Here is a 22,826-nt window from a genome sequence, read left to right as displayed (position 1 = left end):
TGTCAACGCAGGTTCGAGACCCACCCTGCTACGGTCCGCGGCCATGGCCGAAGGCGTGCGACGGGTGGCGGTGTGGACGACCGGGAACGTCGTCCGCCAGGCCGTGCGGGCGATCCTCGCCCGCCCCGACCTCGAGCTCGTCGGCGCCTACGCGTACTCGGCCGAGAAGGCCGGCGTCGATGTCGGCACGTTGTGTGGGCTCGACCACGAACTCGCCGTGGTGGCCACGGCCGACGTCGGTGAGCTTCTCGACCTCGGCCTCGACGCCATCGTCTACGCGCCCCTTCACCTCGATGTCGACGAGCTGGAGAGGATTCTCGGCGCCGGGGTGAACGTCGTGGCCAGCGCCGAGTTCATGACCGGTGCCACCCTCGACCCGGGGCAGCGCGACCGCCTCGAGTCGGCCTGTTCGGCGGGCGACGCCACCCTCTTCGGCAGCGGCATGAACCCGGGCTATGCCCAACTGTTCGCCGCGATCGGCGCCGGGATCACGAGCGGTGTGGAGCGGGTCGTCGTCTCCGAGTCGGTCGATGTCAGCGACTACGTCACCGACGCGAACTTCGAGTCCGCCGGCTGGGCACGGCCGGCCGACGACCCGGGCCACGCCGACGACGTCCGCAACGGCACCCAGGTGTTCGCGGAAGGAGTGGAGACGCTCGGCCGCCTGCTCGGGGTGGTCTTCGACGAGATCCGCTGTGACGTCGCCTTCGCCCATGCCATCGACGATGTCGAGGTTCCCGGACTGCGAATTCCGGCCGGCCATGTCGCCGGTATGGACGTGCACTGGATCGGTGTCGTCGGTGGCGAGGACGTGGTCGAGATCCGGCAGCGATGGTTGGCCAGCGAGCGCATCGACCCACCGTGGAAGGTCGAACACGGCTACATCGTCGAGGTGGCCGGCGACCCCAACGTCCGCATCAAGATGGACATCTGGCCGACCGCCGAGGACATGGCCCATCTCGACAAGGACACCATGCACAGCATCGGCATGCGCATCACCGCGGTTCCCGTGGTCAATGCCATTCCCGCCGTGTGCGACGCCGTATCCGGCATCGTGACCTACGCCGACCTGCCCGTGATCACGTCACCTCTGCGCCGCCGCTGAACCGATGCCGCGGCTCACGCAAACGGCGACCTGCTACGACAGCGGCACGTCGTGGTCGCCGTGCTTTCGGGTGAGCGCATGCCACACGTCGTCGCTGTCCATCGCGAGATGCTCGTGCTTGTTCAACGCGTTGATCACCTCGCCGGGGCTGACCTGAAGCCGTTCCGCCTTTCCCAGCGCCTCGGGATGCAGGTCGCCGCCTCCGTCGTGATGGGCCGTCAGCAGAGCGCTCGGCGCGAAGAGACAGGCCCAGGGATGTGCCTCGAACCCGGCGTGCATGTGTCGCGTCGCCGCTTCGTCGGCGAAACCGTGACCCTCACGTAGCTCGACCCGAGCGACGCGCCCGGTCGCCATTGCGGCGGCCTCGGCCCGGTCGTCGTCAGGCGAGACCGAGAAAGCGGCGGATCAGCGCACAGATCGCAGGGTCCTGGCCCTTGGGCGAGTGGTTGCCCGGCACCCACTCGACCTCGACGGGCCCGGCGATCGACGGAAGGTGGTCGGCGAACTCCTCGGGGGTCCCGAACGGATCCCGCTCACCCGACACGAACAGCGTGGGCACGGCGATCCGGCCGAAGTGGTCGACCCGCAGATTCTCCGGCTTGCCGGGGGGGTGCAGCGGATAGCTGAGGAGCAGGAGCGCCGCAGCCGGCAGTCCCTCGGCCACCGCCACCGAACACGCCCGGCCACCGAAGCTCCGCCCGCCGTACGCAATCTCGTCGGGATCCACACCGAGACGCTCGGCCAGGGCTTCTCCGGCGGCCACGATCTTCTTCACCGCGCTGTTCACGCTGGTGGTCGCCAGTGTCAGCCGTTCGACGGCGAGCTCGGGAAGCGCTTCGTCGATCGCGACCAGCGTGGCGTGCTCCCGGTCGGCGCTGGCCCCGGGCGTCACGATGAGTCCGGCCGGCGTCTTCGTCAGTGGTGACATGGCATCCGAAGCTACCTGGCTCCCTCGCCGGATCAGGCGAGGAACGGGACGATGATGGCGTACGCGGCGATCAGTACGAACCCCTCCCGTCGGGTGACGGTGTGTGAGGTCATCATGACCAGCAATGCACCCGCGGCAACCACCACTGCAGCAAGGGCCGCGACGGTCGTGAGTGCCGCGTTGTCGATACTGGGCGCGCCGATGAGTCCGACCACGCCCCCGACGCCGAGTGCGTTGAACAGGTTCGACCCGAGCAGGTTGCCCACGATCAGATCGGTCTCACGGCGTCGAGCGGACTGAACCACCGTCACGAGTTCGGGAAGTGACGTTCCCACCGCGACCATGGTCGCGCCGACGAACCCCTCGGACAGCTCGGCCCGCTCTGCGAGATCCAGCGCGCCCCAGAGCAACAACTGTGCGGCGCCGATCGTGCCGAGCAGCCCGACGAGTGTTCGACCGACCTCTCGTCCGAAGCGGTGCCCGGCCGGGTCTGCCAACTCCACGACATCCCCGTCGAGCGGATCGGCCGACGACTGCCGCGAAACGACGAAGAGCGAGACCGCCATCGCGAGCAGCAGGAGGACACCCTCGACGCGGCTGATCCCTCCACCCTGCACCACTACCGCGAAGAGGATGACCGCCCCAACCACGAGTGGGGCTTCGCGTTTCACGGTTCGCGACACGACCACGAGGGGAACGATCAACGCACCGACGCCGAGCAGAAGCGAGAGGTTGGCGATGTTCGATCCGACGATGTTGCCGATCGCCACCTCTGGCTCGTCTCCCGCGCTGGCGATGGCGGAGACGATGAGCTCCGGCGCACTCGTGCCGAACCCGATGATGACGACGCCCACCACCAACGGCGAGACGTTTCGGATGAGCGCGACGCGCGACGCACCGAGAACGAACTGATCGGCGGCCCATGCGAGTACGCCGACACCGACGACGATCGCCGCAATTGCATACAGCACGACGGACTGCCTCCCGACAGCGTGGGAGTCGGCGACCGACGTCCCTCAGTGCGAGATCCTACGACCAGTTGTCACAACTCGAACGCAAAGGCGGCGGCCTCAGGCGAGCATGCTGCGCAGCATCCATGCCGTCTTCTCGTGTACCTGCATGCGTTGGGTCAGAAGATCGGCGGTGGGCTGATCGTTCGCCTTCTCGGCGATGACAAAGGTCGCCCGTGCCGTGCGCGCGACCGCCTCCTGCCCCTGGACCAGACGACGGATCATCTCGGTGGCGTCGGGAGCATCGTCGTCCTCGGGTACCGAGGACAGGGCGCCGAACTCGCGATAGCTGCCGGGCGCAGGTTCGCCGAGTGCGCGGATCCGTTCGGCGATCAAGTCGACGGCCAGCGCCAGCTCGTTGTACTGCGCTTCGAACATGAGATGCAGCGTGTTGAACATCGGGCCCACCACGTTCCAGTGGTAGTTGTGGGTCTTCAGGTAGAGCGTGTAGGAGTCGGCCAGCAAATGCGAGAGTCCCTCGGCGACGGCCTGCCGATCAGCTTCGTCCATGCCGATGTTGATGGTGGGAACGTTGGTCATTTCGTGCTCCTTCATTGGGAGGATCTTGCGCCACTCTCCACCGCGAGGTCCAAATGTACGGCTATTTCAACCGCCTGCCCTGAGGTGGTATTCCAGGGTGTCGCCGCCGGTCACGTCGATGGTCTCGTGGACGAAGATCGGCCGGGGCACGGAGCGAACCTGGTCAGTTCCTTCCCGCCCGTGCTCCCGCTGCCATGATGGGCCCATGCAGGTCAGCGCCAAGGTGGACTACGCGGTTCGGGCGCTTCTCGAGATCGCGACGAGCGAGTCGAGTCGAGTCACCCGCGACGAACTCGCAGAGGCCCAGGGGATCCCTCCTCGCTACCTCGAGGTCGTGCTGACCGACCTCCGCCAGGCGGGCCTGCTCTTCGGTCATCGCGGGGCTGCCGGGGGCTACTCACTCGGCCGCCCGGCCGAGACGATCACGATCGCCGACATCGCCCGAGTGGTCGACGGGCCGTTGGCCCTCGTGCAGGGTCGCCGGCCCGAAGAGGTGACCTACACCGGTTCGTCCCAGCATCTGCACGAGCTCTGGATCGGACTCCGGGCCGCGGTCCGGGCGGTGCTCGAAGGGGTGACGCTGGCCGATCTGGCCGTGGGTCACCTCCCGCCCGACGTGCGCTCGCTGGTGGACGACAGCGACGCCTGGCTACCCCGCTGAGCGGTACGAGTCAGGCGTGGTCGCAGCCCCGCCAGGGCGATGCCCACAATCGCGGCGACATAGGCGACGAGCCCGAAGCGAGGGTGGTCGATCACCCGGTCGAGCTCGCGGACCTGGGTGACGAGCAGGACCGCCGCCACGCCGAGTCCCAGTAGCCGGGCCGGAAAGAACCGCACCGCGTAGGCGCCGAGCGGCGCGGCGATCACACCACCGGCAACCATCGCCGCGACCACGCCGAGTTCGAATCCGTCACCGCCGACCGAGCCGATGATCGAGCCGACGGACACGACAGCGACCGCGACCTCGGCCGTGTTCACCGACCCGACGGCGATCCTCGGGACGATGCCGCGTTCCAGCATGACCGGTGTGACGACCGGCCCCCATGCACCGACGAGACCATTCGTCACTCCTCCGGTGAGGCCCGCCAACCGGACGCCACGACTGTTCGGCGTGTCGTTGGCGCAGTCCGCCTTCGGATCAGCAGAAGATGCGACGGGAAGCGCCCGGCTGAAACGAACCATGATCCGCAGGCCGATCAGGACGAGCATCGATGCGAGGATCGGCCGCAGGCCGTCCTCGTCGACGAACGACAGGACCAGCGCACCGACGACCGCGCCCGACGCTCCCGGGATCGCGAGCTGGAGCACCAACCGGCGATCCAGATTGCCGAAGCGCCAGTGCGAGACCGCCCCGGCCAGGCCGGTTGCGATCTTGGCCAGGTTGACCGACGCAGACGTGGTGATCGGGCTCATACCGCTCGCGAGGAGGAGGCTCGACGAGGTCGGCCCGAAGCCCATCCCCAGCGCCCCGTCGACGAGCGACGCGGCGAACCCCGCAAGACCGGCGATCCACAGTTCGTTCATACTACGGTAAATCTACGTTATTACCGTAGATTGTCAACCGGCGCCGGCAACGGCGGTGGTTCGCCGTCGGTCGATGTTTGGCCATGGCGGGGGCGGGTAGGGCCCTCGAACCTCTACTGAATCGAGTACCAAGATGGCGTTCATTCTCTGGCTCATTGCCGTTGTTCTCGTGATCTCCGGCATCGCTGCGATCTTTCGCAAGCAAATGGTCTACGGCATCGTGCTCATCGTGGTCGGACTCCTCGTGGGGCCCGGCGGCGTGAGCATCTTCACCTGAGACCGCACCTGACGCCGCAGGACCACCCCTGCGATCCGCTCACTCGAGCGTCGAAACCGCCTCGGCGACAGATGTTTCGCCGCCGATGACCTCGAACGTGACGTTTCGGCCCCGACCGGTGTCGATCACGGCGGCCAGCACGGCGGCGACGTCGGCCCGGGGGATCTCTCCCCGGCCGACCGACCCGCCGATGCGCACCCGCCCGGTCGGTTCGTCGTCGGTGAGTGCGCCGGGACGGATGATCGTTCCGTCGATGGTGGCCTCACGAACCGCGTCGTCGGCCTCGGCCTTGGCCCGGAGGTAGACGCTGAAGTTCTCGTCGTCCTGAGGGGGATCGTCGGCGCCCATCGAACTGATGATCAGGAATCGATCGGCGCCCACCCGAACCGCGGACCGTACTGACGCAATCGCTCCGTCGCGGTCGAGCGACTTCTTTCGCTCCGGACCACTGTCGGGACCGGCGCCGGCGGCGAACACCACCACGTCGCTCCCGTCCAGGGCGTCGTCGATGTCATCATCGCTCGCGCTCTCGAGATCACACAGGACAGGTTCGGCACCGTCGTCACGGAGGTCGCCGAACTGGGTTTCGTCCCGCACGAGGCCCCGTACGGTGCAACCCCGGGTCGAGAGCAATGGCGTGAGGAGTCGGGCGATCGAGCCGTGCCCGCCGACGATGGAGACGATCATGAGTCGGTCACCTGCACGGACTTCACGTTGACGAACTCCTTCAGGCCGAAGCCGCCGTGTTCTCGCCCGTAGCCGGAATCCTTCACGCCGCCGAACGGGAGATGCGGGTTGGCCAGGTTGTAGCCGTTGATGTTGACCATGCCGGTGTCGAACTCGTCGATCGCCATCGCGATCGCCTTCTCGACGTCCTTCGAGATGATCCCTCCACCGAGCCCGAACCGCGAGTCGTTGGCGACCTTCATGGCTTCGGCGTCATCGGCCACCCGGATGATCGACGCCACGGGTCCGAACAACTCTTCGTCGTAAGCGGGCATGCCGGGCACGACATCCTCGAGCACGGTGACGGGGTAGAAGAATCCGGGGCGGTCGGGAACCGTGCCGCCCATGGTCAGCGTCGCTCCGGCCTCGATCGACGCCCGAACCTGTTCGTGCAGTTCATCGCGCAGATCCTCGCGGGCCATCGGCCCGAGGCCGGTTGCCTCCTCGTTGGGATCGCCCATCTCGATCGTGTCGAGCTGCTCGATGAAGGCGGCGACGAACTCGTCGTAGACGGAGTCGACGACGACGAATCGCTTCGCGGCCACGCACGTCTCGCCGTTGTTGTAGATACGAGCCGTGGCGCACACCTCGACGGCAGTGGGGATGTCGGCGTCGCCGAGCACCAGGTAGGCATCGTTGCTGCCGAGCTCCATGACCGTCTTCTTCAGGTGCTCGCCCGCAGCGGCGGCCACGATGCTGCCGGCCTTGCCGCTACCGGTGAGGGTCACGCCGCGAACCAGCGGGTTTGCGATCAGTCGGCTGCTCTGTTCACTCGAGATCTTCAACACCCGGAACAGGTCCTCGGGGACACCGGCGTCGTGGTAGAGCTGCTCGAGGAACAGCGCCGAACCCCACACGCCGTGGGAGTGCTTCAGCAGGACGGCATTGCCGGCGACCAGCTGCGGGATGCTGTAGCGAATCACCTGATACGTCGGGAAGTTGAACGGTTGGATGCCGAGGATGATGCCGACGGGTCGATAGCTGATGATGGCGCGGCCACCGTCGAGCGGTCGGTCCTCGTCGGCCAGTTCGTCGGCCGCATTGTCGGCGGTCCACTCGCAGATCTGGGCGCACAGCGACACCTCGCGCTCACCGTGGGCGAGGACCTTGCCCATCTCGTCGGTCATGATCTGGGCCAGCGGGCCCGACCGTTTGCGGAGCAACACCGCGATCCTTCGGGCGATGTCGGTTCGATCCTCCAGAGGCCGGCGTCGCCATTCGCCGAACGCCGCCTGGGCAGCATCGACGATCGCCTCGACATCGGCGTCGGTGTGGTCGTCGTAGGTGGCGATCTCCTCGCCGGTCGTCGGGTTGATGGTGGTGCTCGTACTCATCGTCAGGCTCTGTTCCGGGGGGATCGGCCGCAGGACAGCGTCTGCGACAGCATCGTCATCGACGCTGACGTCGCTCTACCCGAACCAGAGACGAACAAAACGGCTCACCTCCTGACGACGACCGCCGAGTGTGGTGCGAGATACACCGTGCCGTCGACCCGCGTGGTCTGCTCGTTGCTCGACGCGAGCACGAGGGACTCGCTCCCGACTTCGACCACCTCGCGATCGTCGCCCATGTTCGCGACGACACGAACGTGCTCGTGCCCGTCCGTGCGTTCGAAGTCGACGACGTCGGCGTCATCGGAGGAGGGCCGCAGCTCGAGCGCGCCGGAATGGAGCGCCGCGTGCTCCCGCCGCAGGGACAGCAGCAGCCGATACCACTCCAAGAGCGAGTCGGCGCGACCGACCTGCGCGGCCACGTTCACGTCGACATGGTTGTCATTGACCAGAAGCCACGGCGTGGCGTCGGCCGTGGTGAACCCTGCGCCGGGGCGGGCATCCCACTGCATCGGCGTGCGCACCTCGTCACGGTTCAACCTCTCGGGGAGCCGACGGTTGAGGAACTCGGGCAGGAATCGGGCCACGGCCCGAGGGACCGGATCGATCGCCTCGGCCAGGGGGATGTAGCGGTTGGTCATCCCGATCTCCTGCCCCTGGTACATCACCGGCACGCCGCGAAGGGTGAGCAACAGCGTGGCCATCACCTTCGCCTTGTCGAGGTCGCCGCCGAGCCGGGAGAGACTGCGGGCCCGGTCGTGGTTCTCGAGCACGAGCGTCGGCAACTGCGGGGCCGGGAAGTCACGCTCGTAGCCGGCGATGAGTCGGCGCAGCGTCGAGGCACGATACGGCGCAGCGAGGAAATCGAAGGCGAAGACGAGATGCAGGCCGGGGCGACCGCGATACGCCAGGTACCGCGAGAGCACCTCGCTCGACCCGAACACCTCGCCGAGGAGCGCTCGCTCGCCGTCGAACTCGTCGGTGACCTCCCGCAGCTCCGTCGCGAGCACGAAGTTCTCCTCGGTGTTCAGGGTGCGGTCAGGGGTCTGCAGCCGGGGGATCCCCGCCACCAACAGCGGACGGCGACCGTTGTCGCGCAGCTCGATGTCGTGCATGATCGATCCGAAGATGTCGAGACGGAAGCCGTCGACGCCGCGTTCGAGCCAGCTCCGGATCATGTCGAACATCTCGCGTCGCACGTCCGGGTTGTGCCAATTCAGGTCGGGTTGGAAGTCGAGGAACGTCGCCAGATACCACTGCTCGCGCTCCTCGCACCACTGCCACGCGCGGGGGATCTGCAGCTCGGAACGCCAGTTGTTCGGCGGTCGGCGGCGACCACGCAGACCGCGACGGCCGTCGTGCCACACGTACCAATCGGCCTTCGGGTTGTCGCGCGACGACCGCGACTCGAGGAACCACGGGTGTTGATCCGACGTGTGGTTGAGCACCAGATCGAAGAGCACGCGCAGGCCGAGTTCGTGGGCACGGTCGATGAGCCGTTGGGCGTCGTCGATCGTGCCGTATTCGGGCGCCACGGCGCGATAGTCGCTCACGTCGTAGCCGACGTCGCGCTGCGGACTGGCGAAGAAGGGCGACACCCACACGGTGTCCACGCCGAGGTCGACGAGGTGCGCGAGCCGGTCGATGATGCCGGGCAGGTCGCCGATCCCGTCGCCGTCGGAGTCGACGAACGACCGCGGGTACACCTGATAGATCGTGGCCCGTCGCCACCAGTGCTCGTCGGTCATCGCTTCTCCCACAAGACACTGTCGCGCGTCGTCGCGACTGGACGTTGAGGAGTTGCGTCCGGAATCTGACCGACACGAACTACTCGGGCTGCGGCGACGGGGTTCACGATCCGAAGCCGTCGGTGGCCTCGCGCTCGGACGCTGATGCGAGTTCTTCGAAGATCGTCAGTTGGAGCCCGGCCGGAGCGGAGAGCCTGGCGTTTAACGATCGCCAGGGCGTCTCGACCGGGTCGGCGCCGAGCTCCGCGCCGGCGGTGGTGAGTGCGGTGGTGGCGGAGCGGGCGTCGTCGACCTCGAAGGCCAGCCGGATGTGAGGCGACACCCTCCGACCGACCTCGACGTCGTCGATCAGGTCGACCTGGGCGCGGTTCGCGATCTCGAGCGTCGCCCGCCCTGCCTCGAGAATCGTCACCTGCGCATCACCGTCGCCCGAGAATGCGGCACTCTGCTCCAGGCCGAGCACATCGCGGTAGAAGGCAACGGCGGCAAGGTAGTCATCGGCCTCGACCACGACGCGCAGTTGACGAACTCGGGGAGCTGCGTTCTCGCTCATGGCCACGACCGTATTCCCTCCGGCGGCCGGACCACTGGGGGTTCATTCACGAGGTCACTCTCGTGTCGGTGAGCGCGCAGGGGCGAGGTGGGTGGCCACGCGACGCACGGCATCCGCGACGGACCCCGGCTCGAGGACGGCGACCGGGCCGGTCAGCGCGATGCGGGCGATCGACATGGTGAGCCAATCGGGGTCGTCGCCTCGCACTCGGATGACGCATGAATCCGCATCGGTCTCGGTGGGAGTGTGGTCGACCCAGCGGAGAACATCCTCGATCTCCGCATAGGGGACGTCGACGGCGACGAGGACCTCGATGTTGCGGGGTATCGAACCGAGCGACGTCGCGACGAAACTCGCCGCGTCGCCGCCGGGGATCTCGCGGGGCGTGAATCGGCGACCCGCCAGTCGGGGCTCGAGCATCCGATCCAACCGAAATGTTCGCCAGTCCGCACGGCGCTGATCCCATGCCACGAGGTACCATCGACGACCGGCCGTGACGAGCTGGTGCGGTTCGACGAGACGGCGACTGTCCTCCCCGTCGCGACGCCGGTAGTCGAATCGCACTTCCTCCCGGTCTCGGCACGCGGCGGCGAGCACGCTGAGCGCATCGGAGTCGACCATGTCGTCGTCGCGACCGCTCCACCTCATCGAAGTGACGCTCGAGTGCAGGGCCGACACGCGGCGTCGCAGCCGGTCGGGCAGCAACTGCTCGATCTTGGTCAACGCCCGCAACGACGTCTCCTCCATGCCGCCGATGGCCGCGCCGGCCGCATAGCGGAGCCCGACCGCGACAGCCACTGCCTCGTCGTCGTCGAGCACGAGCGGCGGCACATGGGCACCCACCGCGAGGCGGTAGCCCCCGTCGGCGCCGGTCGTGGCGTCGACCGGGTAGCCGAGCTCGCGCAGCCGATCGACGTCGCGGCGCACCGTGCGTTCGGTGACCTCGAGGCGTTCGGCCAGTTCGGCTCCCCGCCACAACCGGTGGGTCTGCAGCAGCGAGAGCAGTTCCAGTGCTCGTCCGGTGGGGTCTTTCCGCATTTTCCCAGCTTGTCAGAACTTGCGGACAGATTCTGTCCGCAGCGTTTCGTATGTTCGTGCTCGACCTCCTGAAAGGAACATCGATGCCCCACTCCGCCACCCAGAGTCCGCCGATCGAATCACCACCCCCGACGGCAGCACCGAATCGACCGGCGATCGCCGCCCGCGGACTGACCCGCGCCTTCGATGCCGGCGACGCCGTGTCCGGGCTCGATCTCGCCATCGCACCCGGCGAGATCTACGGCTTCCTCGGTCCGAACGGGGCCGGCAAGTCCACCACGGTACGAATGCTCTGCACCCTCCTCGCGCCGACCTCCGGCACCGCCGAGATCGCCGGCCACGACATCGTCGACGACCCCCAGCAGGTCCGCCTGCGCATCGGTGCCGCGCTGCAGGACATCTCCCTCGATCCCCGCCAGACCGGTCGCGAACTCCTGCGGCTGCAAGGGCGTTTCTACGGCCTGACGAACACGGTGATCGACAAGCGTATGCGCGAGCTCACGAGCCTGGTCGACATCGGCGAGGCACTCGATCGTCGCATCGACACCTACTCGGGCGGTATGCGCCGCCGTCTCGACCTCGCCGCTGCGCTGGTCCATCAGCCCGAGGTGCTGTTCCTCGACGAACCGACGACCGGGCTCGACCCGGCCAGCCGGGCCCGGGTCTGGGAAGAGGTTCGCAACCTCAACGAACAGCTCGGCATGACCATCATGTTGACGACCCAGTACCTCGAAGAGGCCGATGCCCTCGCCCATCGCATCGGCATCATCAATGCCGGCGGCCTGGTCGCCGAAGGCACACCCGCCGAATTGAAACGACAGGTCGGGCGCGACATCGTGCTCGCCGAGATCCCCGGTGATCTGACGATCGCCCGCGAGGCCCTGTTGGCCATTCCCGGGATCGATGCGATCGACACCGACAAACAGGTGTTGCGCATCGCCACGGCCGACGGCGCGAAGACCGTGGGTCCGATGGCCATCGCCCTCGATGCCGCCGGCATCGACTTCGCCGGACTCAGCCTTCGCTCCACCACGCTCGACGACGTGTTCCTCGAGCTCACCGGCACCCGTATCCAGACCGAGACCGCCACCGAAACCAACGAGGAAGCCCGATGACCACCACGACCATCCGCCAACCGTCGAGCAACACGCTCGCCCGCCCGAGCGGCATCGTCCGCGACACGATGACCGTGGCGGGTCGCGCCCTGCGGGCCGTGCCCCGCGACCTCGAAGGGGTCGTCCCGCCCGTGCTCATCGCCATCTTCTTCTTCGTCGTGAACATCGCCACGCTCGAACGACTCACCGAGGGCGCGGCTGCCGGGTTCGACTACACCGCGTTCCAGATGCCGACGGCGATCCTGCTCGGTGTCACCGGCGTCTCCCGCGCACCTGCGGTGGTGCTCGATGTGCAGAACCGCTACGTGGACCGGATGCTGCTCACCCCGGTGCGGCGAACGTCGATCCTCGTCGGCCACATGCTGGCCGACGTCGCGGTGGCCGCTGCGCTCACCCTGCCGATCCTCGCGCTCGGGTTCATTCTTGGCGTGCGATTCGAGGCCGGCCCGTTGGGCATCCTGGCGTTCATCGCGATCGCGGCGTTCTGGAGCCTGGCCTTCGCCGGCTTCGGCTACGCCATCGCCCTCAAGACGGGCAATCCGGCGGCGGTGAACTCCAGCTTCATGCTGTTCTTCCCGTTCCTGTTCCTGACCTCGTCCTACGTCCCACGCGATCAGCTCACCGGCTGGCTCGACACCGTCGCCGGCCTGAACCCGGTGACCTACATCCTCGACGGGCTGCGCTCACTCACCTTCAACGGCTGGGACTGGAGCGAACTGGGTCAGACCATGCTCGCCATCGGCCTCGTCGCCGTCCTCAGCATGAGCATGTGCTTCGCGGCGCTGCGGGGCCGAGTCGACCAGAACTGAGGCCGATGGGCAGGCGACACCTCGCGTCGGCGGCCGTAGGCTTCGGGCTCGGTGTCGTTTCCGCGGCGATGCATCGTGCATCGCTCCGATTCGGGGAGAGCTGAGTGCATCCGGCAGCCCTCAAACTGTTCGGCGGGCTCTTCGTCATCGTCGTGGCGATTGGCGTGATCGTGGCTCGTCAGGAATCTCGTTCGGACTCCGAGATCGCGGAAGTCGACGGGCGTGACGACGACGATGACCTGCCGGCCGATCCGGACGATCCAACGGCGCCGACGACATCGACGGCGGTGAGCCGACCGAGCACCACCCTGGCGCCGCTGCCCCCGTACGACGGGTGGGTCGATCCGCGAAGCAGCGGCCGGCCGTGGGGCGACGCGGTCGAGGGGTTGTTGACCTTCCGCGGCAACCCGACCCGCTCCTACTACGGGTCGGGACCCGTGCCCCGTGCGCCGGAGATCGCGTGGTCCTACCCATCGGAGCCGATGTGTGGCATCAGCGACCCCGGCACCGGTCCCCGCCAATGGTGTGGCACAGGCTGGACGGGTCAGCCCACGATCTTCGAACGCGACGGCGTCACGTGGAGCGTGTTCGGCGCCTATGACTTCGGCGTGCACTTCGTCGATGCCGACACCGGCGACGAACTACTGCCGCCGTTCTTCACCGGCGACCTGATCAAGGGGTCTGTCACCGTCGACCCGGACGGCTACCCGTTCGTCTACGTCGGCTCCCGCGACAACCTGCTACGAGTGATCTCCTTCGAGGGGGACGAACCGGTCGAGCTCTGGTCGTTGAACGCCAACGCCGTCGCGGAGCCCCGGTGGAACAACGACTGGGACGGTTCCCCGCTCGTCATCGACGACCATCTCTTCGCGGGGGGCGAGAACTCGTGGTTCCACATCGTCAAGCTCAATCGCGGTACCGACGCCGACGGTCGCGCGACGGTCGACCCGGAGCTGGTCTTCGCCGCGCCCGGTGGGACGAGGAGCTCCTCGAGGTCCACGGCCCGAACGTCTCCATCGAGAACTCGGTCGCCGTCACCGGCAACACCGTCTACTTCGCGAATTCCGGCGGCTTGTTGCAGGGTTGGGACATCACGGGACTGGCGACCGGTGTCGAGCCCCAACGGGTGTTCCGGTTCTGGCTCGGCGACGACACCGATGCCTCGATCGTCGCCGACGACGAGGGCTTTCTCTACGCCGCCGTCGAGTACGAGAAGGAGAACCAGCGCTCGAAGGAAGTCGGCCAACTCGTCAAGATCGACCCCACTGCGCCCGACGACCCGATCGTCTGGTCCGTCGCCGATCGGGACGGCGTGCCCGGCGGGCTGTGGGCCACCCCAGCAGTCACGGACACGATGGTCTACGCCTCGACCAACACCGGCCGACTCCTCGGCGTCGACCGACGGAGCGGCGACATCGTCTGGGAGAAACGGTTCGGCCAGCCAATCTGGAGCTCACAGGTCGTGGTCGACGACGTCCTCATCCAGGGCGACTGCGCCGGATTGGTCCACGCCTACGACGTCAGCGATCCGACCGTCGACCCACCCGAACTGTGGAAACTCGAGCTCGGTGGCTGCATCGAATCGACCCCGGCCGTCTGGGACGGGCGCATCATCGTCGGTACCCGAGAGGGCCGCGTCCACATGTTCGCCGACCCGACCAGGGCTGAGTAGCACCGAAGGATGGCCGGCCGTCAGCGTGGGCTACGACCACAACGAAGCCGAGGGCGGGTTCCGAGCACGATCGTCGCCGTAGCCTCGGTCTCGATGGGCAGGGAACGACTCGATGCCGAGCGCGCCTCGGTGGCCGAGGCCGCGTCGACGTGACTGCCGCGGGAACGCGACCGTTCGACCCGCGACGGGTGCCCTTCTACTACGGCTGGGTCGTCGTCATCGCCGGAACGATCGGTGCGATGGCGTCGGTGCCCGGGCAGACCGTCGGCGTCAGCGTCTTCACCGATGATCTGATCACGACGACCGGGCTGACCCGTCTCCAGCTCGCAATCGCCTATCTCGTCGGAACCGGGTCGAGCGGCCTGCTCATCGGCGCGGGCGGCCGAGCGATCGACCGCTACGGGTCTCGAGTGGTCGCACTCGGGGCGACGGTCGGCCTGGCGACGACCACGGTCGGGCTGAGTGTGGTCGGGCCGATGAGCACCTGGGTCGGTGTCGTCGTCATGTCGATCGGCTTCGGATGTCTCCGGTTCAGCGGACAGGGTCTGCTCACGCTGGCCTCGCGGACCATGGTCGCCCAGTGGTTCGAGCGTCGGCGTGGACTCGTGACCTCGCTCTCGAGCGCGTTCATCAGCTTCTCGTTCGCCGCCACCCCTGCGCTGTTGCTCGCCCTGATCGACCTCGACGGATTCCGCACCGCGTGGCGAATCATGGCCGTGGTGCTGGTGGCCGTGGTCGGCCCGATCATCGTCGTCCTCTACCGGGTGAGCCCCGAGGCGGCCGGCATCCCGATCGACGGCGGCCGCGCGACCCCACTCGACGAGCACATCCCGGCGCCGGTCATCGGGACCGAGCAGGACGCCACCCGTTTCGAGGCGCTCCGCGATGTCCGCTTCTGGGCCTTGACCATCCCGGTTGCCGCCCTCGCGTCGACCAGTACGGCCATCACGTTCCACATCGTCGACCTCGGGTCGGAGCTCGGCCTGACCGACGCCGAGGTCGTTCGCATCTTCGTTCCCATCGCGTTCGTCAGCGTGCCGGTCACACTCTTCACCGGCTGGTTGATCGACCGCGTGACCCCGTTCGCGGTCGCAATAGTGATGGCTGCCGCCCAGCTGGTGATGTATCCCACGGTCGGTCTGCTCGATACCGGCTGGGGCGCCGTGGCCGCCGTGACGACCTGGGGTGTCTCACAGGGGTGCTTCTCCGCACTGACATCCGCCGCGATCCCGAAGGTCTTCGGGCGGCGACATCTCGGTGCGGTCGCCGGTGCTCAGATGAGCACGATGGTGATCGGCAGCGCTATCGGACCGGCGTTCTTCGCTCTGGTCCACTCGATCGCCGGCGGCTATCGCACCGCGCTCTGGATCTCCACCGTCATCCCTGCCGTCGGCCTGATCCTGTCCATCGCCGGGCTCCGACAACATCGACGCCTCGGCAGCGTGCGTCACGATCGGCGCAGTGAACGGCGGCGGTGACCGAAACGGCGACGAGGCAGCTGCCATTCGTCGTGTCTTGACAACCATCGAGCAGGGTCTTTCGTCCTCCTCGTGTTGTCGCTGCGGCGTCAGAGCGCGACGATGGAGGTAGCGACCCCCGCACCAACGCGAGCGCACCGAAGGACGATCGATGTCGACCACCGAGCCCAATTACACGGTCATCACTGCCGATTCCCACGCCGGCGGCAGCCACGAGCAGTACCGCGAGTACCTCGACGAAGCATGGCGCGACGAGTTCGACGCGTGGCGCGGAAAGTACAAGAACCCGTGGAAGGACCTGCGCGACGACGACCTGCGGGTTCGCAACTGGGACGACGAGCGCCGCGACCGCGACCAGCTGGCCGACGGCGTCGTCGGCGAGGTCATCTTCCCGAACACGGTGCCGCCCTTCTACCCGGGCTTCGTGCTCTTCGCCGGGCCACCCAAGGAAGGCGACGAGTACGAGCGCCGCCGGGCCGGCATCCACGCCCACAACCGTTGGATGGCCGACTTCTGCGCGAGCCGTCCCAACCGGCGCGCCGGCATCGGCCAGATCTTCCTCAACGACATCGACGATGCCATCGAGGACGCGAAGTGGATCAAGGAGAACGACCTGCGCGGCGGGGTCCTCCTACCGACGGTGGCCCCCGACGTGAAGTGGGTCAAGCCGCTCTACGACCCGGAGTACGACCGCCTGTGGGCGGCGCTGGTCGATCTCGACATGCCCGTCCACCTCCACGGCGGCACCGGTTCGCCGAACTACGGCAAGTACCCGGCCACCCAGGCGATCATGATCTCCGAGGTGGGCTTCTACGGTCTACGCAACTACGAACACATGCTGCTGGCCGGCGTGTTCGAGAAGTTCCCGACAATGAAGTTCGTGATCACCGAAGCCGGTTCCGGCCAGTTCGAGACCACGAATCGCAAGCTCGACGGCATCATCCGGAGCATGCGTCAGGGTTCGATCGGCGAACTCAAGTACGAAGAGGGCGCCGGCCTGCCCAAGCTCGCCAGCGAGTACTTCAAGCAGAACGTGTGGCTCGGCGCGTCGTTCCCCTCGAAGGCCGACGTGGCCAAGCGCGACGTCGTGGCCGAGGGCCGGTTCATGTGGGGCAGCGACTACCCCCACGACGAGGGATCCGGGCCGTTCAGCCGCGAGCACCTCCGCCAGGTGATGATCGATGTCCCCGTCGAGGAGAAGCGTCGGCTTCTCGGCCTCAACGCCGCCGACCTCTACGGCCTCGACGTCGACGCACTCGCACCGCTGGTGGCCGAGTACGGCCCGACCGTCGCCGAACTCGAGGAGCCCCTCACCGAGCTGCCCGACGGCGCCAACCGGGCGCTGCTGGTCAACGCCGGCTGAACCTGCCGGTCCGACCGCTCGGGGGTTTCGTTCCCGGCGAGCCTTCAATCGTGGTAGGGCGCGCCCGTTGGGACGTTCGCCGTTTTGAGCGGCACGGCCGTCGGCTCGATTTCACTTGCAAACCAGCATCTACCTCCGTACTCTCACTTGCAATCCACAAGTGATAGTGCGGCGGGTGGTCGATCGTCTGTCGCCCGGAAGGCACCATGAAGCGATTCGTCCACCAGAGCCTTGCCGTCGTCGGCTCGGCGATGTTCACGGGGGTCATGCTCACGATCGGGCTCGCGCTCGGCCGCTACTGGCTCGATCTCGAGCCGCAGGAATTCGCGGTGTGGTTCGAAGCGAACTTCATCCTGCTGCTGCCCTGTGTCGTGGTCACACTGGTTCCCGCGTTCATCGGTGTGGGCTGGTTGCTGAAGCGGGACTGGGACGTGCCTCGACTGCGCAGAGGCTGGCTGATCGCGTTCGCCGGCTTGGGTATCGCATCAGCGATCACCGCCGTCTACCACCTCCCGGCCAACTTCCGTCTGTGGGGCCTGGACCAGACCGACGCCGAGGTCACTTCCGAGCTCCGCTGGTGGCTGATCATGCACGTACCGCGGACGCTCGCGGGCCTCGTCGGCGCCGTCGCCGCGCTGTGGACCGCGCTCGAATCCGCGCAGGCGCTGCCGTCTCCGGCCGCTCACGAACGAGAGCCCACCGCCACGTCCGGCCTGACCGGCGGAGCATCAAGATGAGCGGTGTGACCATCGGCGTCTTCGGGGCGACCGGACTCACGGGACGACGAGTGGTCGGCCACGCCCTCGATGAGGGCCATACGGTCCGGGGCATGGCCCGCAACCTGACCAGGATCGGCATCGAACACCCCGACCTGACCGTCGTCGAGGGAGACTTCGAGAACATCGCCGCGCTGCAGACGACCGTGGAGGAGACGACGCACGTCATCTGCTGCGGAGGCGGTACCTACGGCAAGGGATACGACAAAGGGATGATGACCCGATTCGTCCAGCGACTCTGGCCGATCCTCGACGCGGAACCGTCACTCACCGCCTTCCTGTTCCAGTCCGTCATCTTCGCCCGCGACCTGGACGGCACGATCCCGCCGCTCCTGCGAGCAACGGCTCCCCGTCACCCGCCCGGGAAGAATCGCCGAGAAGGACTCACGCTCGACGCTCGTCGCCAGCCCGAAACCGAGCTTCGCGTCGATCACCTTCACCGACCTCGGAGCCTTCAACCTCGCCGCCGTCCAGGACGAGTCGTTCTACGAAACAGCCCCCTTCGTCGCCCCGGAGAAGTAGCCGAGCCGACCCCGCCGCCGCCTTCCTCGAGACCTTGTACGCCGAGATCTACCGGATGTGATGGTCGTGGGCGAACACGATGGCGGCGCTGCGGTCGCGTAGGCCCAGCTTGGTGAGCGCGCGGCTGAGATGGGTCTTGATGGTCGCTTCGCTGACGAACAACTCGGCGGCCGCTTCGCGGTTGTTGAACCCGCGCCCGACCACCTTGAGCACGTCGAGTTCCCTGTCGGTGAGCACCGAGAGGTCGATCGGCTCTCGGGGCGTCTGGTCCCGATAGGCATCGAGCACCCGGCCCGCCACATGCGGGTCGATCCAGGCATCGCCCGCGGCGACGGCGGCGAGGGCACGCAGGATGTCCTCACCCGGGGCGGACTTCAGCACGAACCCGGCGGCGCCGGCCCGAAGTGCGGCGGCCAGCGTGTCGTCGTCGTCGAACGTGGACAGCACCAGGACCGGCGGGCCGCCGGTGGCGCGCACGTTCGCGGTTGCGGTGGCACCGTCGACGCGTTTCATGCGGATGTCCATCACGACGACATCGGGGGAGCACCGCTCGATCAGCTCGACCACTTCGTCACCGTCGGCGCACTCGCCCACGACCGTGAGCTCAGGGTCGGTGGCGATCAGACTCCGCAAGCCTTCGCGAATGACCTCCTGGTCGTCGACCAGCAACACGCGAATCATGTCGGGATCCTGGCCCGCAGTACCCACCGTCCATCGCCGCCGGAACCGCTGGCCTCCAGCGTTCCGCCGATGGCGTTGACCCGCTCGCGCATGCCGACGAGTCCACTCCCCGGCGTCGTGGCCGGGCGGCGAACGTAGCAATCGTTGACGATCTCGACGCCGACGTCGGTTCCGGCCACCTCGACGGTGACACCGACCGTTCCCGTGCCATGGCGTACGGCGTTGGTCAGCCCCTCCTGCACCACCCGGTAGACGGTCAGCGCGGTCGGGGCGGGCACGTCGTCGAGGCCCCCGCTGGCGGTGTAGGCGATGTCGGCCCCGGCGGTGCGAAAGCTCTCCACCAGCTCCGGCAGCTCACCGGCCAACGGTGTCGGCGGTGCGGTGCCGGGGTCGTCGCGCAGGAGCCGCACGACACTGCGGATGTCGTCCATCGACCGGCGCCCCTGTTGCTCGGCGCGTTCCAACGACGCGATCGCGGCGTCGGGATCCGAGCGCACCGACAGCCGAGCCGCCGCCGTGTGCAACATCGACGCCGACAGCGTGTGCCCGACGACGTCGTGGACCTCCCCGGCGAGTCGGCGACGCTCGTCGGCCAGCGTGTGCTCGGCGAGCTCACGTTCGATCGCCAGCCGATCATCGAGAATCCGCAGGAAGACGAGGATCATGCCGAGCGTGCCGAGCCCGACGAGCATCACCCGCGCCTCGAAGTCGGACCGGCCGACGCCCTGGCTGATCAGCACCAAGGAGATCGCCACCGGGACTGTCACTGTCCACACCGGCGAAGTGGCATCGCGGGGGCCCTGCGCCAGCGCGCTCAGTCCGTAGCTCAGCATTCCACCGCCGATGAGGCTCGCGGCCAGGCCTCCGATCCACGACAGCTCCCACATTGCGATGCCGGATGACCAGATGACGAGCCCGACGACCACCAGCCCGCGCGTCCACCGACGCCGCCGCCGATCAGCGGGCATTTCGTCGATCGCCCGGTCGGAAGCCATCGTCGAATCCTCCCAGACACAGCACGACGCCGCATCGGTCGCCGGGATGATCCGAGCTGGCTCGGAAGATGACTCCGATCAGTTCCCAGGCAGACGACTACGCCGCGCGCTCGCCCGACACTGGTCACATCTCGCCGCGGAACCCGTCCATGGCGAACACCGAGAGGACCTCCACCATGACCAACCAGAGCGAGCAGACGCACCAACCCGCCTGGCAGACACCGTTCCTGTTCGGCCTCCTCGGGGTCGTAGTGGGCGTCGCCATCGGCGCCGGAACCGGCATGTGGTGGATGATGGGCGTGCTCGGCGGGACCTTCCCTGCCATCGGCATCGCTCGGCAGGCGAAACGTTGAGGCGATCCCGGCACGCACACGCCGTCGCTCGCCCCGCGTCGGGACCGACCACCAACGCGGAGCGGATCACGTCGCTCGACCTGATCCGTGGTGTCGCCATCCTGGGAATCCTGCCGATGAACGCATTGGTCTTCGGCCTCGCCGACACCGCCTACTTCAACGTGTCCGCCGATGGAGTCGAACAACCGCTCGATTGGATCATCGGCATCCTCACGATGGTCTTCGTGGACCAGAAGATGATGGCGCTGTTCTCACTGCTGTTCGGTGTCGGCGTCGTCATCTTCGCCGAGCGAGCTGCAGCCAAGAACCGGCGCGTGGTGTGGCTCAGCCTGTGGCGCTTCGCCCTGCTCCTCGGGGTCGGGGTGGCCCACGCGGCGCTGTGGTTCGGCGACATCCTCGTGCTCTACGCGATGTGTGCTCCGATCGTGCTCCTCGTGCGCAAACTCCCCGCCCGCCTCCTCGCGGGCGCCGGAGTCGTACTCGCCCTCGCGGGCGCCGCTCTGGCGCCGTTCGTCCAGGCGACGATCGGCGCAGATGGCACCGAACTCGGCGACTATTGGTTCGCCGGTGCCGGAGCGAAGTCCACCGACGTGCAGGACTGGTTCCTGCTCAATGCCGGCGGCCGAGCACTCGGTCTCATGCTCATCGGCGTCGCCCTCTACCGGCTCTGCATCGTTCAGGGCGAACGCGACAACGCCTACTACCGACACCTCGCGCGGTGGGGCATCGGCGCCGGCGCCGCGGTCACCGCTGTCGGCTCGACGATCCACATCGCCACCGACTGGTCCGCCGACCACGCCCTCACGGGCACCATCCCCACCGGGCTCGGCACCATCCCCATGGCGCTCGGCTACATGGCCGCCATCATCCTGTGGAACCGCAGCGGCAGCCGCCACCTCGAACGCTTCCGCAACGCGGGCCGCATGGCGCTCACCAACTACCTGACCCAGACCTTCGTCGGTCTCGCCACGCTCGGTTGGCTGCTCGGCGGGGTCGACCTCACCCGCACCATGATCGCGGTCTGGATCCTCGCCGTCTGGGCCCTCCAGCTCTGGTGGTCGACCTGGTGGCTCGAACGCTTCCGCTACGGCCCGTTCGAATGGGCGTGGCGATGCGGTACCTACCGATCATGGCAGCCGCTGCGCAGGCCACGCAGACGGGCGCTGATGCCGACCTGAGCCTGATGGGGCGAGATCGAGACCGAGCCGATCGGCACCCCCAACACCCACCCGCTTCTCCTGCGGAGGTCGACCATCGACGGTGATCATCGGGCCGCGTCCATCCGCGTCGCGCGGTCGGAGCTGGCCCGGAGCAGGACGATGCCGGCCCAGGCGAACCAGACGATCGAGCCGAGCCCGAAGACTATGCCGACGTCGGACAAGCCGGGCACGAGGGTGATGAGGCCCGCGGCGCCGCTGGCGACGCCGATGACATTCATCCCGGTGGGGAGGCGGCGGCTGCCCCAAGCGGCGAGGCTGACCAGCAGGATCCACATGCCGCCGACGAGTTCGTTGCCGCCGCCGAGCCCCTCGGTGACGGCGTCGATGCTCGACCACAGCGTCTCGGCAGCTGCGGGGTCTGTCTCGTCGAGGTCGGCGACGGCGGTGATGCCGATGTTGGAGATCATGCCGGTGGCGAACATCAGGCCGGCCCAGATGTAGGCGAACACGGCGCTGGCGTCGGCAAGAAGCGGGCTGACGTCGGCGAGGCGGGCGTGCAGCGCACGGGCCAGCGGGATGATGGCTGCGCCGAACACCAGGAAGATCACCAGATACCAGGCGAACAACGTGCCCTGGTGCCCGACGAGGAATTCGACCGACTCGGCCGGCGTCGGGTCGCCCTCGGTGTAGTCGCTCAGACTGCTGACGAGGAGTGCGATGCCGAAGATGAATGTCGTCGCGGCGACGAGAGCGCCGAAACCACCGGCTTTGGCCGAATACCGCCCGGGCCTCGTGGGTGTCGGCGGGGTGTGGATCGTGGTCATTGCTGTTCCTTTCGGTTTGCTGGATGGTGGAGGGGTGTGGGCTGGGCGGGATCGACGGGTGCGATGCTGACGATCTCGATGGCGACCGATGTCAGGTGGGCGAGGACCCCGTGGAGGTGGGCCGGGTCTCGGATCGCGCCGATGAGCTGCGTTGTCCCGGATTGCGGGTGGTCGATGGTGAAGTCGTCGCTGAGGAAGCCGAGGATTCGGTCGGTGGCGTGGCCACGGATGACGATCTCGTAGGTGGTCGGCTCGTTCATGGGCTCATCGTTGCTTCGAGGAGGGTGAGCCGTCGTCG

At 67.5% G+C, this 22,826-nt stretch carries 26 protein-coding genes; 11 read left to right on the top strand and 15 right to left on the bottom strand.

Annotated elements, in window-relative coordinates:
- Positions 1 to 43 precede the first annotated feature (43 nt).
- Entirely contained in the window at positions 44 to 1,105 is a 1,062-nt protein-coding gene (locus tag RIB98_13910; GenBank protein MEQ8842072.1) for a hypothetical protein, read from the top strand.
- A 33-nt stretch (positions 1,106 to 1,138) separates the two neighbouring features.
- Here the strand turns inward: RIB98_13910 and RIB98_13905 are convergent, their stop codons facing one another.
- From RIB98_13905 to RIB98_13890, 4 genes are all read right to left on the bottom strand, one after another.
- Complete coding sequence (locus RIB98_13905; protein ID MEQ8842071.1) at positions 1,139 to 1,459, bottom strand: hypothetical protein; 321 nt, start codon at positions 1,457 to 1,459, stop codon at positions 1,139 to 1,141.
- Positions 1,460 to 1,484: 25 nt separating this feature from the next.
- A complete protein-coding gene (locus RIB98_13900; protein ID MEQ8842070.1) occupies positions 1,485 to 2,033 on the bottom strand; it encodes a dienelactone hydrolase in 549 nt (182 codons plus the stop codon).
- Between the two features lie 32 nt (positions 2,034 to 2,065).
- Entirely contained in the window at positions 2,066 to 3,004 is a 939-nt protein-coding gene (locus RIB98_13895) for a calcium/sodium antiporter (protein MEQ8842069.1), read from the bottom strand.
- 99 nt (positions 3,005 to 3,103) lie between these two features.
- Positions 3,104 to 3,583, bottom strand: coding sequence for a Dps family protein (locus RIB98_13890; protein MEQ8842068.1), 480 nt, complete (start codon positions 3,581 to 3,583; stop codon positions 3,104 to 3,106).
- 205 nt (positions 3,584 to 3,788) lie between these two features.
- Between RIB98_13890 and RIB98_13885 the strand changes: the two genes are divergently transcribed.
- Entirely contained in the window at positions 3,789 to 4,244 is a 456-nt protein-coding gene (locus tag RIB98_13885) for an Rrf2 family transcriptional regulator (protein MEQ8842067.1), read from the top strand.
- On the opposite strand, the gene RIB98_13880 is transcribed toward RIB98_13885, so the two are convergent.
- Entirely contained in the window at positions 4,184 to 5,107 is a 924-nt protein-coding gene (locus RIB98_13880; GenBank protein ID MEQ8842066.1) for a sulfite exporter TauE/SafE family protein, read from the bottom strand. The genes RIB98_13885 and RIB98_13880 overlap by 61 nt on opposite strands.
- 133 nt (positions 5,108 to 5,240) lie before the next feature.
- Here RIB98_13880 and RIB98_13875 point away from each other — a divergent pair, with 133 nt between their 5' ends.
- Entirely contained in the window at positions 5,241 to 5,384 is a 144-nt protein-coding gene (locus tag RIB98_13875; protein ID MEQ8842065.1) for a GPGG-motif small membrane protein, read from the top strand.
- Positions 5,385 to 5,423: 39 nt separating this feature from the next.
- Here RIB98_13875 and RIB98_13870 read toward each other — a convergent pair whose 3' ends face one another.
- From RIB98_13870 to RIB98_13850, 5 genes are all read right to left on the bottom strand, one after another.
- Positions 5,424 to 6,071, bottom strand: a complete 648-nt coding sequence (locus RIB98_13870) for an SDR family oxidoreductase (GenBank protein MEQ8842064.1) — start codon at positions 6,069 to 6,071, stop codon at positions 5,424 to 5,426.
- A complete protein-coding gene (locus RIB98_13865) occupies positions 6,068 to 7,444 on the bottom strand; it encodes an NAD-dependent succinate-semialdehyde dehydrogenase (protein MEQ8842063.1) in 1,377 nt (458 codons plus the stop codon). Before RIB98_13865 ends, RIB98_13870 begins: the two co-directional genes overlap by 4 nt.
- Positions 7,445 to 7,548: 104 nt before the next feature.
- Positions 7,549 to 9,189 carry an alpha-amylase family glycosyl hydrolase gene (locus RIB98_13860; protein MEQ8842062.1) on the bottom strand — a complete coding sequence of 547 codons (1,641 nt, stop codon included), beginning with the start codon at positions 9,187 to 9,189 and terminating at the stop codon, positions 7,549 to 7,551.
- Between the two features lie 103 nt (positions 9,190 to 9,292).
- Positions 9,293 to 9,742, bottom strand: a complete 450-nt coding sequence (locus RIB98_13855; protein ID MEQ8842061.1) for a VOC family protein — start codon at positions 9,740 to 9,742, stop codon at positions 9,293 to 9,295.
- A 54-nt stretch (positions 9,743 to 9,796) separates the two neighbouring features.
- The gene (locus RIB98_13850) at positions 9,797 to 10,780 is read right to left on the bottom strand and encodes a YafY family protein (protein MEQ8842060.1); all 984 of its coding nucleotides are present in this window, start codon (positions 10,778 to 10,780) and stop codon (positions 9,797 to 9,799) included.
- 83 nt (positions 10,781 to 10,863) lie between these two features.
- Between RIB98_13850 and RIB98_13845 the strand changes: the two genes are divergently transcribed.
- The 6 genes from RIB98_13845 to RIB98_13820 all read left to right on the top strand — a co-directional run bounded on the left by RIB98_13845 (position 10,864) and on the right by RIB98_13820 (position 17,954).
- Positions 10,864 to 11,895: an ATP-binding cassette domain-containing protein gene (locus tag RIB98_13845; protein MEQ8842059.1), complete on the top strand. Its 1,032-nt coding sequence runs from the start codon at positions 10,864 to 10,866 to the stop codon at positions 11,893 to 11,895.
- Entirely contained in the window at positions 11,892 to 12,704 is an 813-nt protein-coding gene (locus RIB98_13840) for an ABC transporter permease (protein MEQ8842058.1), read from the top strand. Before RIB98_13845 ends, RIB98_13840 begins: the two co-directional genes overlap by 4 nt.
- Positions 12,705 to 13,590: 886 nt before the next feature.
- Entirely contained in the window at positions 13,591 to 14,376 is a 786-nt protein-coding gene (locus RIB98_13835) for a PQQ-binding-like beta-propeller repeat protein (GenBank protein ID MEQ8842057.1), read from the top strand.
- A 149-nt stretch (positions 14,377 to 14,525) separates the two neighbouring features.
- Positions 14,526 to 15,854: an MFS transporter gene (locus RIB98_13830; protein MEQ8842056.1), complete on the top strand. Its 1,329-nt coding sequence runs from the start codon at positions 14,526 to 14,528 to the stop codon at positions 15,852 to 15,854.
- Between the two features lie 151 nt (positions 15,855 to 16,005).
- Entirely contained in the window at positions 16,006 to 17,217 is a 1,212-nt protein-coding gene (locus RIB98_13825; protein MEQ8842055.1) for an amidohydrolase family protein, read from the top strand.
- A 206-nt stretch (positions 17,218 to 17,423) separates the two neighbouring features.
- Positions 17,424 to 17,954: a DUF1772 domain-containing protein gene (locus tag RIB98_13820; GenBank protein ID MEQ8842054.1), complete on the top strand. Its 531-nt coding sequence runs from the start codon at positions 17,424 to 17,426 to the stop codon at positions 17,952 to 17,954.
- 302 nt (positions 17,955 to 18,256) lie between these two features.
- Here the strand turns inward: RIB98_13820 and RIB98_13815 are convergent, their stop codons facing one another.
- The 3 genes from RIB98_13815 to RIB98_13805 form a co-directional block, all read right to left on the bottom strand.
- The gene (locus RIB98_13815; protein ID MEQ8842053.1) at positions 18,257 to 18,433 is read right to left on the bottom strand and encodes a hypothetical protein; all 177 of its coding nucleotides are present in this window, start codon (positions 18,431 to 18,433) and stop codon (positions 18,257 to 18,259) included.
- A 130-nt stretch (positions 18,434 to 18,563) separates the two neighbouring features.
- Entirely contained in the window at positions 18,564 to 19,196 is a 633-nt protein-coding gene (locus RIB98_13810; protein MEQ8842052.1) for a response regulator transcription factor, read from the bottom strand.
- The gene (locus RIB98_13805) at positions 19,193 to 20,191 is read right to left on the bottom strand and encodes a histidine kinase (GenBank protein ID MEQ8842051.1); all 999 of its coding nucleotides are present in this window, start codon (positions 20,189 to 20,191) and stop codon (positions 19,193 to 19,195) included. The genes RIB98_13810 and RIB98_13805 overlap by 4 nt, the downstream gene beginning before the upstream one ends.
- 176 nt (positions 20,192 to 20,367) lie before the next feature.
- On the opposite strand from RIB98_13805, the gene RIB98_13800 reads away from it, so the two are divergent.
- Entirely contained in the window at positions 20,368 to 20,544 is a 177-nt protein-coding gene (locus RIB98_13800; GenBank protein ID MEQ8842050.1) for a hypothetical protein, read from the top strand.
- Positions 20,541 to 21,722: a DUF418 domain-containing protein gene (locus RIB98_13795; GenBank protein ID MEQ8842049.1), complete on the top strand. Its 1,182-nt coding sequence runs from the start codon at positions 20,541 to 20,543 to the stop codon at positions 21,720 to 21,722. Before RIB98_13800 ends, RIB98_13795 begins: the two co-directional genes overlap by 4 nt.
- An 86-nt stretch (positions 21,723 to 21,808) precedes the next feature.
- Here the strand turns inward: RIB98_13795 and RIB98_13790 are convergent, their stop codons facing one another.
- Together RIB98_13790 and RIB98_13785 are read right to left on the bottom strand one after the other, a co-directional pair.
- Positions 21,809 to 22,528, bottom strand: a complete 720-nt coding sequence (locus RIB98_13790) for a DUF4386 family protein (GenBank protein MEQ8842048.1) — start codon at positions 22,526 to 22,528, stop codon at positions 21,809 to 21,811.
- Positions 22,525 to 22,788: a hypothetical protein gene (locus RIB98_13785; GenBank protein MEQ8842047.1), complete on the bottom strand. Its 264-nt coding sequence runs from the start codon at positions 22,786 to 22,788 to the stop codon at positions 22,525 to 22,527. The genes RIB98_13790 and RIB98_13785 overlap by 4 nt, the downstream gene beginning before the upstream one ends.
- Positions 22,789 to 22,826: the final 38 nt, after the last annotated feature.

It is taken from the genome of Acidimicrobiales bacterium (assembly GCA_040219515.1).
GTDB lineage: Bacteria > Actinomycetota > Acidimicrobiia > Acidimicrobiales > Aldehydirespiratoraceae > JAJRXC01.
The sequence above is the reverse complement of the archived record's forward strand: the minus strand, read 5'-3'. Positions and strand labels throughout refer to the sequence as shown.